This is a genomic window from Pseudomonas sp. PS01303 (assembly GCF_029959385.1).
GTDB lineage: Bacteria > Pseudomonadota > Gammaproteobacteria > Pseudomonadales > Pseudomonadaceae > Aquipseudomonas > Aquipseudomonas rustica.
The window spans coordinates 20,939-33,896 of record NZ_JASCPK010000058.1 but is presented as its reverse complement, the minus strand read 5'-3'; the positions used below and the strand labels follow the sequence as shown (position 1 = coordinate 33,896).

The following is a 12,958-nucleotide window of genomic DNA, read 5'->3' as shown; positions in this document are numbered from 1 at the left end:
CCACCACCACCACCACCACCACGATCCAGAAAACCGGGAGAGCCTCTATCACCCTTGGTGCAAGCCTGTCTGGATGAGTTGCGCCAGCTCCCCACTAAACACCCTGGCAGTTAGTAGATTTGATGCCACTGGCATCAATGCGGATTCCACCCTGAGACCCCGGATCGTTTGGGGGGTAGTTGTCCCCCCGTGCCAATCATGTATCTCAATGGATTTGATGCCACTGGCATCACGACGGATGCCGCCCTCGGGCCCCGGATCGTTTGGGAGACAGTTGCCCCGAACCGATCATGGACATCAGTGGATTTGATGCCACTGGCATCAAGACGGATGCCGCCCTGAGGCCCCAGAACCTTTGGAGGACAGTGGCCCCGTGCCGACCCTGGACATCAGTGGATTTGATGCCACTGGCATCACGCCCGTAAGCGATCAGCGGCATCCATCCAACCTCGGCAAACCGAACAGACCGCATTCAGCTTTTGGGCTGCCCTTGCACAGCATCCGCCGCAATGCTCTCGCCCAAGCACCTGCGAGGACAACACCGTGGCCGATCACTACCAACTCAACCTGGGCTCATTGCGCAGCAGTATCACCTTGACCCTGCACACCCACCACGCCGCGCGTATCTGGCAAGGCCGGACGGCACGCGAAGGCGTTCACGCGATCATGGGCATGGCCGGGTATATCAGCGTCACCAACCTGATCAAACAAACCTCGGCTCACGACGATCCCTACGCCGACTGGGCCATGTTGCAACTTGAAGAAAAACTGCTGCAGGCCAAGGTCGGGATGCTGGAATTGACCCAGCAACTGGATCGGGTCAAGCAGGACCTGCCGACCCAGATCGACATGGGTGACAACCTCAACATCCATCCGGTGACCTTGCCGCTGTACATCGGCAGTCAGTTGGGTTTCCTGGCGGTTTACCTGCTGACCGACTACGACACCTTGGTGCGCCGCACTTTACTGGCCCACCACACCGCGCTGATTGGTCGCGTCGATATGGAAGCCTGGATCGACAACGGTGCCCATCTGCTGCGCAGCCTGTTCGGCCTGGCGCAGCGCTTTCGACATGCCGGTGTCACCCGTGATGACATGGCGGCGAACAACGCTCGTGCCTATGAGGCCATCGACAAGTTCGGTCTGCCGCCGCAAGACATTCTCGAAGGCCTTCGTCGCTCGCAGTTCGCACCGCCGATCATTCGCGGCGGTGCTGCGCCCATGGCTGACACTGAAGCCCTGGTAGGCGACGCGGAAGATCCGCCAGCGATCCTGCCTGAGCCGGAGGATGAGGCATGATCCCCATGAACCCGGCGCAATCGATGCCCCTCGACGTGCTGACACCAGAAGCCTATCGACAGCTCGAACACGCTGCCTCCCTAAAAGGCCTTTTAAAACCTTTTAAGGGTAAGGGGGAGTTGGAACACCTGGCGCAGGTAGCGAGGGACATCGAGGCGCAGTTATGCCGCTTGATGGAGGCCGTCATGCAGCAGGCCGGACGTGCGCCTTACTCACTGCTGGATATTCATCTGGTACTGCAAAACACCAGCGCTGGCAGCACCTTTCTACGCTGGCGCACCCGTGACTTTGCCCGCATGGGCGTGGCGGTCTGGGAGCAGCAAATGGCCAACCCAGCCCTGCCACAGACCTTTCGCCAAGGGCTGCACCGATTTGAATGCGAGCGCATTGCCCTGAACTTGCAAATGAGCGTGACGCATTCACTCTTTCGCCAGGCCACCACCTGCGCGATCAAAATGGCCAGCGCCGAGCAGTTGCTGCGCCAACTCACAACCGCAGTGGAGGTATCACGATGAGTACTTTTTTCGTCGGCGAAGGCAACATCGGCAGTGCGCCAGAATTCCAGGAGTTTACCTCGGGCAATGACGAACCACGCCGTTTGCTCCGGCTGAATGTGTATTTCGACAACCCCGTGCCACGCGATGGCAGCTATGAAGACCGCGGCGGGTACTGGGCACCGGTTGAACTCTGGCACCGCGAGGCCAAACACTGGAGCTCGCTGTACCAGAAAGGCATGCGCATCCTGGTCGAGGGCCGCACGGTCAAGGACGAGTGGGAGGACAGCGAAGACAACCCGCGGGTGACCTTCAAGATCGAGGCCCGCCGTGTCGGTATCCTGCCGCACCGCGTGCAAAATGTGGTCATGCGGGAACGCTCCAGTGAACAGGCAACGCCTGGAAAACACGTCGAGCAAAGCCCTGAGCCGGGCAATGGCCAGAGTACTTCACCCGCCGTAAAACCCAGGAAACGCAAGGCGTAATCGGCCAATAATCGATAGAGACCGGCATGCCATTTGCTCCTCTGCGTGAAACCCCGCGGCAGCAGTGCTTCGTCTCTCGTGAGCCTGACAATTACCCTCCGATGCTTGGCTTCCCTCCATGACTAATGTGGGAAGCCTGGCATTCAGGTTTCTCATAGCCCGCCCCAGCTGTTTCCCATGACGCTGCTCTGGACCCCATCTGGAGCAGCGTTATGCGTTTATTCCTTTGCGAAAAACCCTCTCAAGGTCGAGACATCGCCAAAGTACTGGGTGCCAGCCGGCGCGGTGATGGTTGCCTGATGAGCACCGACACCACCGTCACCTGGTGCATCGGTCACCTGCTCGAGGCCGCTCCGCCCGAAGCCTATGGCGAGCAGTACAATAGCTGGTCATTGGATCAGCTACCCATCATTCCCACGCAATGGAAAGTCGAGGTCAAACCCAAGACTGCCACACAGTTCAACGTCATCAAACGCCTGCTCATCGAAGCCTCCAGCGTCGTCATCGCCACTGACGCCGACCGTGAAGGTGAGATGATTGCCCGCGAGTTACTGGAGCTTTGCCACTATCGAGGGCCCCTTCAGCGCCTCTGGTTGTCGGCACTCAACGAGGCGTCTATCCGCAAGGCACTGGCCGCGCTGAAGTCCGGCGAGGAGACCTTTCCGCTCTACCACGCAGCCCTCGCCCGCAGCCGCGCCGACTGGCTAATCGGCATGAACTTGAGTCGGCTGTTCACCCTCCTCGGCCGGCGCGCGGGTTACGATGGGGTATTGTCGGTGGGACGGGTGCAAACCCCCACCCTACGCTTGGTGGTCGATCGGGATCGTGCGATTGCCAGTTTTGTCCCGGTGCCTTATTGGGACGTGGAGGTGCACCTGTCCTCGATGGGTCAGCGCTTCATCGCTTCGTGGTTACCGCCCAGCTCAGGACGGGATGAAGCGGGTCGTTGCCTGCAGCAGGCACTTGCCCGTCAGGCGGTCCAAGCGATCACTGGCGGCAAGATCGCCACGATGCTCTCGTTGCAGACCGAGCATTGCCGCGAAGCACCGCCCCTGCCCTTCGACCTAAGCACGCTGCAGGAAGTCTGCTCGCGCAAGCTGGGGCTCGGTGTTCAGGAAGTCCTGAATATCGCCCAGGCCCTGTATGAAACCCACAAAGCCACCACCTATCCGCGCAGTGATTGCCGCTTTTTGCCCGAGAATATGTTCGATGAGGTACCCGCAGTACTCGAGGCCCTGCTCACCACCGATCCCGGGTTACAGACCGCACTCGGAAGACTCAATCGCTCGTTGCGCTCACGGGTCTGGAACGATGCCAAGGTCACCGCGCACCACGGCATCATCCCCACCACCGAACCGGCGAACCTGACGCGGATGTCCGAGCCAGAGCGCCAGGTCTACGAACTGATTCGTAGCCATTACCTGGCGCAATTTCTGCCGCATCATGAGTTTGATCGAACCCAGGTCGAACTGGAGTGCGGCGGACAACGACTAACCGCGGTGGGCAAACAGATCCTGGTCCAAGGCTGGAAAGGCTTGCTCGACGACACCGCCGAAGACGATGAGCCCAGCCAGAAGTCTCAGGTAATACCCGCCGTACAACAAGGCACGCCGTGCACCGTGAGCGACGTCGACCTCAAGGCCCGGCGCACCACCGCGCCCAAACCACTCACCGAGGGCGATCTGATCAAGGCCATGAAAAACGTGGCCAAGTTGGTCAACGATCCACGTCTGAAACAGAAACTACGGGACACCACGGGCATCGGCACCGAAGCCACGCGCGCCAGCATCATCAAGGGTTTGATCGACCGTGGTTATTTGCTGAAAAATAAACGCGCCCTCATGGCCTCAGCGGCGGCCCATACCCTGATCGAGGCAGTACCGGCTGCGGTCGCCGATCCGGGGATGACCGCGATCTGGGAGCAGGCCCTGGACGAAATCGAAGCGGGACGCCTGACCCTCGAGGCGTTCGTTGCCAAGCAGGCGAGCTGGATTGCGCAATTGATCGAACACTGTGGGACGCTCACCTTGGCGGTGTCTGTCGAAGCCGGTCCGGCATGCCCGGTTTGCAATGAGACGATGCATCAGCGTAAGGGGAAATCGGGACTGTTCTGGTCGTGTTGCCAGTACCCTGCCTGCAAGGGGGCTTTACCCCTCAAAAAAGACAAGCATCGCCAATGATGCGCCATCAAGACATCAGGATTGTTCTTGGGAAAGGGTGGCGCGAATGACCGCACAGTTCGGCAGTACCTCGGTGTTGGCCTCAGACTTGACGCTGTCGCACCGCCTCTGCTGTAGTAGCTCCGGTGCATCGCCAATGGCGACCCAAGACCGATTAGCTCCGGGTAGCTCGGTCGGACTCTCAGAGTTCGGGGCCTTCTTCTCAGTGGAATAATGTTCCCACGTCCTGCTCGACCTGATCGTGGTGGCGGATGACCACTGTTGCCTCTGCCAGACAATAGCGGTCATCCGCTTCGACGCTCATATTCAGCCCCGGAGCCCACCGGGGAAACACTGGGCACCCTTTGTGCGCGGATGCGTGCCAGTAGGTTCCGACCCAGGCCACGACAAGGGTCGGTTGGCGAATTATGATGCAGTGAATCAAGCTTTGCGAGGAGCTGTTCAACTGCGCAAGACCGTCAAAGGTGGCTTTTCTGTTTCTCGCCTGGCCCCCGCCAGGCCCCCTCTTCACTTTTTTCATTCCAGTGATTGCCACTGTATTCCGGGTGTCAAAAATCGGCTTGCAACGCCTTGACGCGCCACGTTGCCAGGTTTATAGAAAGGGTGTGGTTCGCTGTCGTTGACAGCCCAGCCCAGGTAGCCGAAACCTTCAAGGCTACGCCACGTTCGTGGTGGTTGACCCAAGTGCGATCAGCGTTCGGAAGCTCGCACGGTTACCGCTTCAGCGGTGATGAATGCCCACTCCCCCAAGTCCTCGGACTTTTCCCGCGGACGCTCTTTTGCCGTACCGCTATTCCCGGATGCAGTGTACTGCTCGTCATCGGCTTGCCGGTGGCGGGTCGTTCATTGCTGACTTTTAGTTAACCCACCCTGACGGGGGCTCACGTTCCCGCCCAGGAAGTGTGCGTCGCCGTTTTTCCTTGAAACAGGAGAACCATCATGGCCCACGCCAACCAACCCCAAGAAGCCGCCACCTACTTCAACCTGCACACCGTCGGTATTGGCTACCTCAACCGTGTTCGTGAAGTACAAGTCCGCCGCGGCCAGCCGTTCATGGCCTGCGATATCGCCGCCCTACACGGTGCCACCGATGCGGTGGAATACACCCGCTTCGATTGCAAGGTCGCCGGCGGCGAAGCTGAACGCTTGATTCGTCTCTATATGGACGCCGTCAACGCCGAGAAAAAGGTGTTGCTGTCGTTTCGTATCGGTGATCTGTGGATCGATCCGTTTCTCTACGAGAAAGGTGAGAGACAGGGCCAGCCAGGCGCGAGTCTGAAAGGTCGCTTGCTCTTCATCGACTGGATCAAGGTCAACGGCACGCTCGAGTACAAAGCGCCCGCCCGGCAGGAAGCCACAGTCCCTGCTGAGCAAGCGCCGAATCATGAGCCCTCTCCAACGTCGGCCGGTGCTGAAGCTGAAGAGAGCGAAATCCCAACCGAGGCTCAGCTCGAACCTGAAACCCAACCCACTCCATGCACGGCTCGCCGTGACGCTACCCACACCGTTCAGTCCGTCTGAACAGTGCACGATGTTCCTCACCCAGGCGCTCCGTCGAGCGCCTGCTCTTCACTCAGCACAGGAGCACCACCATGGAATCCTTCTGGCTTTGCGACAACTGCCTGTTCGCTGCTGCTTACGAGGACTACAGCGCGTTATCGCTCTACGACACAACGGATGAAGCCGAGAAACGCCTCGCTGCTATCCAACCTGGACTGATGCACTTGATGCCCATCAGTGCCGACTTCGACGTCGAAGCCGGCTGGGGAATCAACACCTTTTCCGCGCTGCCCTGTGAAGGTTGTGGTTCGCCTCGATCGGGTCAACGCCACCAATTCACTCGGTTGTAAACGACGCGACATCGGCTAACGCCCGCGACTTCATACCCACCTGGGGAGACCACTCCCCTGGGGTGCGTCCCCCTGATTATCCCATCGGAGGTACCACCATGGGCACACAACTCATGCTGATTGAAAACACGGATTTCGAGACCGATCGTATCGCCCAAGAAAACCGCGTAATCGACGAAGCCCTGCACATTCTGGATCGTCGGCTGTTCTCCCGCGGCCCCGACCTGGCCTCACCTAACGCCGTGGCGACCTACCTCAAACTGCATCTTGCGCAACAAGAACATGAAGTTTTCGGGGTGATTTTTCTCGATGCCAAGCACCGGATGTTGGCGTTCGAAATCCTGTTTTACGGCAGCATTGACAGCGCCAGCGTTTACCCGAGACAGGTCATTAAGCGGTCCTTGGCTCATAACGCGGCGGCGGCCATTTTGGTTCATACCCACCCCTCAGGTTGTACGGAGCCCAGCCAGGCAGATCGCCTGCTGACCGCACGCCTGAAGGAAACCCTGGCCTTGGTCGAAGTACGTGTACTGGATCACTTCATCGTGGGCAAAGGCCGTCCCCTCTCTCTGGCCGAATATGGCTGGCTTTAACCCTCACAGGCGCCTTCGGGCGCCTTGTTCATTTCATCCTGGAGAAGCCTCATGAACCCCATACACCAAGCCCCAACCCTGCTGGCAGGCCCAAACCCTTTTGCTCGCGGCTACGACAATCTTTGCATTGAACGGCTGCTGCTGATCACCTATGAAAACGACTGCCCTCCCTGCGTTCGCCCTGTACATCACTCGCAAGCCCATCTGTCGGACGATGAACTGCAACTGTTCCCCTGCCTGTTTAATGACGATTTCGCCCTGATTAGCGAAGGCCAATCCATCCCAGATGCATTGGATGAACGCTGCCAGTCCGCCGGACTGGTGCGCCAAGTGCTCTACACCGTGACCAGCGAATCGCTCAATGAACGACATCACGTCGGTGACCTTTACTCCCTGGAAGCAGCCCAAGAGATGATCCATCGTCTGAGCTTCGAAACAGGGCACTACAGTCGAGCCTGGGAAATCAGTACCGCACATTTGCCCGAAGAGGCGATGCGTTATCTGGAAAGGTGGTTAGATAACTCCGCGCCCAAGTTGACCGGCCTCTTGTTCGAACTGTTCACCTTGCCGGATTGCAGCGGTATCGGTTGCAAGCTGATTGGCACGCCATGGACGGACGAAAACTTGTCGAACATTGAGGGCAAGCCTTATTCAGCCCTCAAACAAGAGCAACGCGATGCTGGCACACCGAAAGCCTTGGTCAAAGTGCTGCACCTCGCGGCGTTGGCCGATGTTCGATTACTGATCTTCGATCCCGACGCCGCTGTCCTGGCCGGACTCGCCGTTTTTGATGAGTAACGACATAAAGTCGCTGTATTAAAACGACCCGCTCTGAGTCGGCTTTCCCACTGATTCGTCCTGCTCCTCATGTCAGGTTCTGCACTGAATCTGACATGAGGATCTTTTTATGGGCCGTTTTTTCACGCCTGTCTGCCTGCTGGTCCTGCTCAGCGCCTGCACCGCACAAGCCCCCAACACATCAGCGCCCCAGTCACTGATTGACAGTGGTGCCAATCGGGCCCAGGCCATGATCGGCGTAGCCTCAGAACGTCATCAGGCAGAGCGTCGTTACGGCCGCTATGCGCTGGTCAGCACCACGCCGACCACGGAGCAGCAGGATCTTCTCGCGCAAATCATCGAGGTAACCATCCCCTCCAACCTGAGCCCCTCGGTACAGGACGCCCTGCTCCACGTGCTACAGCGTTCGGGGTATTCGCTCTGTCCGTCCAATCCATCGTTTCAAGTGCTCTTTACTCGACCCTTGCCGGCAGCCCATTACCGGCTTGGCCCCATCACCCTGCGAAATGCGTTGCAGGTGCTGGCCGGTCCAGCCTGGCCACTCACGGTCGACGAAGTCAGTCGCTCGGTCTGCTTCACACAACAAAAAACCGATGTCGCCACCCCGCCGCCGACGCCTGTACTGTTCAGCTCACCGGAGGCGCGCCCATGAAAGCCTCGACCTTTCAAACCCTCATCGTTGGGGTGCTTTGCCTGGCGATCGCCGGCCTGAGCGGTGGGTTATATAACCAATGCCAGCGTCTGAACGAATTGCAAAGCACGACCACCCAACGCCTGCAGACCCTGGACACCCTGCAACGCGATTCAAAAACCTTACAGGACGTACAGGAAAAACTGCAGTATGCGTTGAACGACCTGAAGCAAGCGGTCGATACCGGAGAGCAACAAGCCAATACCCTCGATCCCCTGTTGGCTCAGTGGGCGCAAGAGCTCCAGGAACTGCGCGATGGACTGGCAGCCCGCATCACCGAGGCCGACATGACGGCACTGCACGCACGCCTTGAGCAGGTCGAAAAGCAGTTTCTGCAGTTCAAGACTCCGCCGTCAGCCCCTCCATTGGCACCTTCGGCGGCCAAACCGAAAAAGACCGCTCGCCCCCAGCCGGTCCCACTCTCGCCACCGTTCTCGGTTCTGGCTGTCGAGTCCCGTGCGAGCGAGCGCTTTCTGGCCACCGCGCCGCATGGCAGTCGCGCTCTCGCCGATATCCGGCTGCTGCATAGCGGCGAGCAGATCGGCGCCTGGCGCTTGAAAGCACTGGAGCCAAGATCCGCCATCTTCGCGGTAACGGGTCAACCCGATCAGACCGTGCCACTGCCGTGAGGAGTGATCATGAACAGAGCGCTGCTGCCCGCCATCTTCTGCCTCGTGTCGCTGCTTGCCGCTGGTTCTGCGCTCGGTGATACCTTCGCGACCCAGTCATCGATTCAGGATACGCCGTCGACTCCTTTGGAACGTTCCCGCATCGCGCAAGCGGCAAACTGGGGACTGACCGAGCAAGAGTGGTCGCGCTTCGAGCACATCCAAGCGGGGCCGCGCGGTTTCTGGAGCCCGAACCTCGATCCGTTGACCGCACTCGGAATTGAGGCCGAGACCGACCAGGCACGTCAACGTTATGCCGAACTGCAAGTCACCCTGGAAGCCAATCGGGCTGAGCGCGAACTGGCCTACCAAAACGCTTATAACGCCGCCTGGGCCAAGCTATTTCCTGGGCTGTTGCCCATCCAGGGCATGGCCTCCCCAACCAGCTCACCGGTCGCCCCCCGCCCAGCCTTGTTTGTGGAAGACCAATGCCCCGCGTGTACCGCCGAAGCGCAGCGCCTGCAAAACGCTGACGTGGCATTCGATATCTACTTGGTGGGCAGCCAAGGTGAGGATGAGCGCGTGCGCACTTGGGCTCGACAAGCCGGCATTGACCCGGCCCGGGTTCAACGCCATCAGATCACCCTGAACCATGACCGAGGTCACTGGTTTAGCCTCGGCGCGCCAGGGTCATTGCCCATGACGTTCCAACAGGTGAATGGACAATGGCAACGCCTCGACTGAGTGGCCTGGTACTCATGCTGATGACGCTGGCGACTCAGGCCGCTGAGTTTCCTCCACCCGCCTATCAGTTGGCGGCACAGGGCGCCGACATCCCGTCGACGGTGCTGTTTGCCATTGCCTTGCAGGAGAGTGGCATCCGCGTCCGGGGTCGGCTGCTGCCCTGGCCCTGGACGCTGAATATCGCCGGGACACCTTACCGTTTCGCCACTCGCCAGGCCGCGTGCCGGGCCTTGCTCCAGGCGCTCGCCGAGCATGACGCCAAGCGGATTGATGTCGGTCTCGGGCAAACCAATTGGGGTTACCAGGCACAACGCTTTTCCAGCCCCTGCGAAGCCCTCGACCCCTACCGCAATCTCGCTGTGACTGCCGCGCTGCTAAGTGAGCATCACACCGTTACCGGGGACTGGGTGTTGGCGGCCGGGCGCTATCACCGCCCGGCGGGAGGTGCACCGGCTGCGCGCTACCGCACGGGTTTTACCCGGCAACTCGAACGGCTGCTGATTTCCTTCGACGAGGTCACACCACCATGAAGCGCAGACCCCTCATCTGTTATTGCATCCTGCTTTGGGTACCTTTCGCCCAAGCGGATTTGACCGTGGTCGGAGATTCGCCTGACGACGTCACCCAGCCCTATTTTCACGTGACGGGTGCTCAAATGAGTGAGCGAGCTCAGCCTGATCGTGCCATGCATGCCGACTTGTCCACGGTTACCGATGAGGCTTGGCTACTGCCGATCAGCAGTTCCCGATTGAGCCCCGGTCCGATCACGTCACGAACCTTGAACATGCCAGGCCTACAGCCATTTTTTCTGGTGGGTGGCGATCCTCTGTCGCTGACCTGGTTGCGTCAACGCGCGGCTGGATTGCGCGAAATGGGCGCCGCCGGCCTGGCCGTCGAAGTCGCCGATACTGAAGCCTTTCTCCGAATCCGAGCGGCGGCGCCGGGCCTCACCATCCTCCCGGTCAGCGGAAACGAGATTGCCATCCGCTTGCAGATCGAGCACTACCCCGTCTTGATCACCGCCACGGCACTGGAACAGTGAATCCCGACCATGGCCGAGCATGCAATGGAGTCCAAGCTTCGGCCAGCGGTGGAGCTGTACACGGTAGCAATCTGCATCGCCGCCGCGGTGCTGTGCCTGTATTCACCCTGGGCCGTGGCCCTATCACCCGAAATCGGCCTGGTCGCGGCGCTGGCCTATACCTTGTTCGGTTTCATTCGGCTGCGCCAAGCCTGGGACGTGCTGCGCTATCGGCGCAATATCCGGCGCCTACCCCGCTACGAATTGATCAGTCGGCTGATTCCCGTGAGCCGCCAGCGCTTGTTCATGGGTCGCGGCTTTCGCTGGACTCGCCTACACACCCAGCGTCTGGTCGAGGCCCAGGACCCGGCCGTTGCCCGTTATGTCGATCCACCGACCCGCTACCGCCTGGCCCGCGGGCTTGAGCGACATCTGGAGCATGCGCCGTTTCCGCTCTCGATACTGGCGCGGATCACCGCGTGGGACAGCGCCTTCAATCCGTTGCGGCCGTTGCCCCCCGTAGGTGGTTCGCCGCTGCTGCATGGGGTCGAACCCGACGAAATGGAAGTTAGCTTGCCGCTGGGCGAACGGGTCGGACATACCTTGGTGCTGGGCACCACTCGCGTCGGCAAGACACGCCTGGCCGAGGTGTACATCACCCAAGACATCCACCGCGTCGAACCTGAGGTGGTGATTGTCCTCGATCCCAAGGGCGATGCCGACCTGCTCAAACGCATGTACGTCGAAGCCAAACGGGCCGGTCGGGAAAAGGAGTTTTATGTTTTTCATTTAGGCTGGTCGGAGATTTCGGCCCGCTACAACGCCGTAGGACGGTTCGGGCGTATCTCGGAGGTGGCCTCGCGCATCGCCGGGCAACTCAGCAGCGAAGGCAACTCCGCCGCTTTTCGCGAGTTCGCCTGGCGTTTCGTCAATATCATCGCCCGGGCCCTGATCGAGCTGGGCCGGCGCCCGGACTACCTGCAGATCCAACGCCATGTGGTCAACATCGACGCGCTGTTTATCGAATACGCCCAGCAGTTTTTCGCCAAGACCGACCCGACAGCGTGGGAAGTGATCGTCCAGCTCGAAGGCAAGCTCAACGAGAAGAACATTCCCCGGCATATGGTCGGCCGCGAAAAACGCGTGGTGGCCATCGAGCAATACCTGGCGGCGAAACGAGTCTTTGATCCGGTGCTGGACGGATTGCGTTCGGCGGTGCGCTACGACCGCACCTACTTCGACAAAATCGTCGCCTCGCTGCTGCCGCTGTTGGAGAAACTCACCACCGGCAAGACCGCGCAGTTGCTCGCCCCGAATTACACCGATCTGGACGACCCACGGCCGATCTTCGACTGGATGCAGATCATCCGCAAACGCGGCATCGTCTATGTCGGCCTGGATGCGCTGACCGACGCCGAGGTCGCCGCGGCGGTGGGCAACTCGATGTTCGCCGACCTGGTCTCGGTCGCCGGCCACATCTATAAGCATGGCATCGACCATGGTTTACCTTCCGCCGGCAGTGCTGACAAGCTCCCGATCAACCTGCACGCCGATGAGTTCAACGAGTTGATGGGCGATGAATTCATTCCGCTGATCAACAAGGGCGGCGGTGCGGGCATCCAGGTGACGGCGTACACCCAAACCCTCAGCGATATCGAGGCACGCATCGGCAACCGGGCCAAAGCCGGCCAGGTCATCGGCAACTTCAACACCCTGCAGATGCTTCGGGTGCGCGAAACCGCCACCGCTGAGCTGCTCACCCAACAGTTGCCCAAGATCAACGTGCTGACCAAAACCCTGGTCTCGGGGGCCACCGACACCTCCGACCCGGAGGCCAACACGGACTTCACGTCGTCCTCCCAAGACCGAGTCAGCAGCACCAGCGTGCCGCTGATCGAGCCGGCTCACATCGTCAGCTTGCCCAAGGGGCAAATGTTCTCGTTCCAGGTGGGCGGGCAGCTCTGGAAAGTCCGCATGCCACTGCCCAAACCTTCGCCGGACGATGCCATGCCCAAGGATCTGCAGGAGCTGACTCAGCGGATGCGCGCCAGCTACAACGAGCAAGCGGGACACTGGTGGAGTGCGAGCGGTGGCGGACCGACGCTCGACTTTGATCCGGATCGAGTCACGCCACCCCGCACCTCTGTAGCGGTGGACACGAGTGGGCCTACTCAGGAGGTCCCATGACGATGTCG

Annotated in this window: 14 protein-coding genes; all 14 read left to right on the top strand. The window is 60.1% G+C overall.

What is annotated here, in order from left to right; genetic code table 11:
• The first annotated feature begins 543 nt into the window (after positions 1–543).
• The 14 genes from QMX93_RS16870 to traD all read left to right on the top strand — a co-directional run bounded on the left by QMX93_RS16870 (position 544) and on the right by traD (position 12,950).
• Positions 544–1,299 carry a PFL_4669 family integrating conjugative element protein gene (locus QMX93_RS16870; protein ID WP_282357193.1) on the top strand — a complete coding sequence of 252 codons (756 nt, stop codon included), beginning with the start codon at positions 544–546 and terminating at the stop codon, positions 1,297–1,299.
• Positions 1,296–1,814, top strand: coding sequence for a DUF3158 family protein (locus QMX93_RS16865; RefSeq protein WP_282357192.1), 519 nt, complete (start codon positions 1,296–1,298; stop codon positions 1,812–1,814). The genes QMX93_RS16870 and QMX93_RS16865 overlap by 4 nt, the downstream gene beginning before the upstream one ends.
• Positions 1,811–2,278, top strand: coding sequence for a single-stranded DNA-binding protein (locus tag QMX93_RS16860; RefSeq protein WP_282357191.1), 468 nt, complete (start codon positions 1,811–1,813; stop codon positions 2,276–2,278). Before QMX93_RS16865 ends, QMX93_RS16860 begins: the two co-directional genes overlap by 4 nt.
• Positions 2,279–2,490: 212 nt before the next feature.
• Positions 2,491–4,458 (top strand): DNA topoisomerase III, encoded by a 1,968-nt coding sequence (locus tag QMX93_RS16855; protein ID WP_282357189.1) that lies wholly within the window; start codon positions 2,491–2,493, stop codon positions 4,456–4,458.
• Between the two features lie 939 nt (positions 4,459–5,397).
• The gene (locus tag QMX93_RS16850) at positions 5,398–5,979 is read left to right on the top strand and encodes an STY4534 family ICE replication protein (RefSeq protein WP_282357188.1); all 582 of its coding nucleotides are present in this window, start codon (positions 5,398–5,400) and stop codon (positions 5,977–5,979) included.
• Between the two features lie 71 nt (positions 5,980–6,050).
• Complete coding sequence (locus tag QMX93_RS16845) at positions 6,051–6,308, top strand: hypothetical protein (RefSeq protein ID WP_282357186.1); 258 nt, start codon at positions 6,051–6,053, stop codon at positions 6,306–6,308.
• Positions 6,309–6,406: 98 nt separating this feature from the next.
• The gene (gene radC / locus QMX93_RS16840; RefSeq protein ID WP_282357184.1) at positions 6,407–6,901 is read left to right on the top strand and encodes a DNA repair protein RadC; all 495 of its coding nucleotides are present in this window, start codon (positions 6,407–6,409) and stop codon (positions 6,899–6,901) included.
• A gap of 51 nt (positions 6,902–6,952) precedes the next feature.
• Positions 6,953–7,699, top strand: a complete 747-nt coding sequence (locus QMX93_RS16835) for an ABC transporter substrate-binding protein (RefSeq protein ID WP_282357196.1) — start codon at positions 6,953–6,955, stop codon at positions 7,697–7,699.
• Positions 7,700–7,808: 109 nt separating this feature from the next.
• Positions 7,809–8,351 (top strand): PilL N-terminal domain-containing protein, encoded by a 543-nt coding sequence (locus QMX93_RS16830; RefSeq protein ID WP_282357182.1) that lies wholly within the window; start codon positions 7,809–7,811, stop codon positions 8,349–8,351.
• Positions 8,348–9,019 (top strand): chemotaxis protein, encoded by a 672-nt coding sequence (locus QMX93_RS16825; protein WP_282357180.1) that lies wholly within the window; start codon positions 8,348–8,350, stop codon positions 9,017–9,019. Before QMX93_RS16830 ends, QMX93_RS16825 begins: the two co-directional genes overlap by 4 nt.
• A 9-nt stretch (positions 9,020–9,028) precedes the next feature.
• Positions 9,029–9,742 (top strand): TIGR03759 family integrating conjugative element protein, encoded by a 714-nt coding sequence (locus QMX93_RS16820; RefSeq protein WP_282357178.1) that lies wholly within the window; start codon positions 9,029–9,031, stop codon positions 9,740–9,742.
• Positions 9,724–10,272 (top strand): lytic transglycosylase, encoded by a 549-nt coding sequence (locus QMX93_RS16815; RefSeq protein ID WP_282357176.1) that lies wholly within the window; start codon positions 9,724–9,726, stop codon positions 10,270–10,272. The genes QMX93_RS16820 and QMX93_RS16815 overlap by 19 nt, the downstream gene beginning before the upstream one ends.
• Complete coding sequence (locus QMX93_RS16810; RefSeq protein ID WP_282357174.1) at positions 10,269–10,784, top strand: integrating conjugative element protein; 516 nt, start codon at positions 10,269–10,271, stop codon at positions 10,782–10,784. Before QMX93_RS16815 ends, QMX93_RS16810 begins: the two co-directional genes overlap by 4 nt.
• 9 nt (positions 10,785–10,793) lie before the next feature.
• The gene (gene traD, locus QMX93_RS16805) at positions 10,794–12,950 is read left to right on the top strand and encodes a type IV conjugative transfer system coupling protein TraD (RefSeq protein WP_282357172.1); all 2,157 of its coding nucleotides are present in this window, start codon (positions 10,794–10,796) and stop codon (positions 12,948–12,950) included.
• The last annotated feature ends 8 nt before the right edge of the window (positions 12,951–12,958 follow it).

What these genes read in the sequence shown, in the direction of transcription:
- QMX93_RS16865 (WP_282357192.1), top strand. Translation starts at nt 1,296, where the DNA reads ATGATCCCCATGAACCCGGCGCAATCGATGCCCCTCGACGTGCTGACA.
- QMX93_RS16860 (WP_282357191.1), top strand. Translation starts at nt 1,811, where the DNA reads ATGAGTACTTTTTTCGTCGGCGAAGGCAACATCGGCAGTGCGCCAGAA.
- QMX93_RS16855 (WP_282357189.1), top strand. Translation starts at nt 2,491, where the DNA reads ATGCGTTTATTCCTTTGCGAAAAACCCTCTCAAGGTCGAGACATCGCC.
- QMX93_RS16850 (WP_282357188.1), top strand. Translation starts at nt 5,398, where the DNA reads ATGGCCCACGCCAACCAACCCCAAGAAGCCGCCACCTACTTCAACCTG.
- QMX93_RS16845 (WP_282357186.1), top strand. Translation starts at nt 6,051, where the DNA reads ATGGAATCCTTCTGGCTTTGCGACAACTGCCTGTTCGCTGCTGCTTAC.
- radC (WP_282357184.1), top strand. Translation starts at nt 6,407, where the DNA reads ATGGGCACACAACTCATGCTGATTGAAAACACGGATTTCGAGACCGAT.
- QMX93_RS16835 (WP_282357196.1), top strand. Translation starts at nt 6,953, where the DNA reads ATGAACCCCATACACCAAGCCCCAACCCTGCTGGCAGGCCCAAACCCT.
- QMX93_RS16830 (WP_282357182.1), top strand. Translation starts at nt 7,809, where the DNA reads ATGGGCCGTTTTTTCACGCCTGTCTGCCTGCTGGTCCTGCTCAGCGCC.
- QMX93_RS16825 (WP_282357180.1), top strand. Translation starts at nt 8,348, where the DNA reads ATGAAAGCCTCGACCTTTCAAACCCTCATCGTTGGGGTGCTTTGCCTG.
- QMX93_RS16820 (WP_282357178.1), top strand. Translation starts at nt 9,029, where the DNA reads ATGAACAGAGCGCTGCTGCCCGCCATCTTCTGCCTCGTGTCGCTGCTT.
- QMX93_RS16815 (WP_282357176.1), top strand. Translation starts at nt 9,724, where the DNA reads ATGGCAACGCCTCGACTGAGTGGCCTGGTACTCATGCTGATGACGCTG.
- QMX93_RS16810 (WP_282357174.1), top strand. Translation starts at nt 10,269, where the DNA reads ATGAAGCGCAGACCCCTCATCTGTTATTGCATCCTGCTTTGGGTACCT.
- traD (WP_282357172.1), top strand. Translation starts at nt 10,794, where the DNA reads ATGGCCGAGCATGCAATGGAGTCCAAGCTTCGGCCAGCGGTGGAGCTG.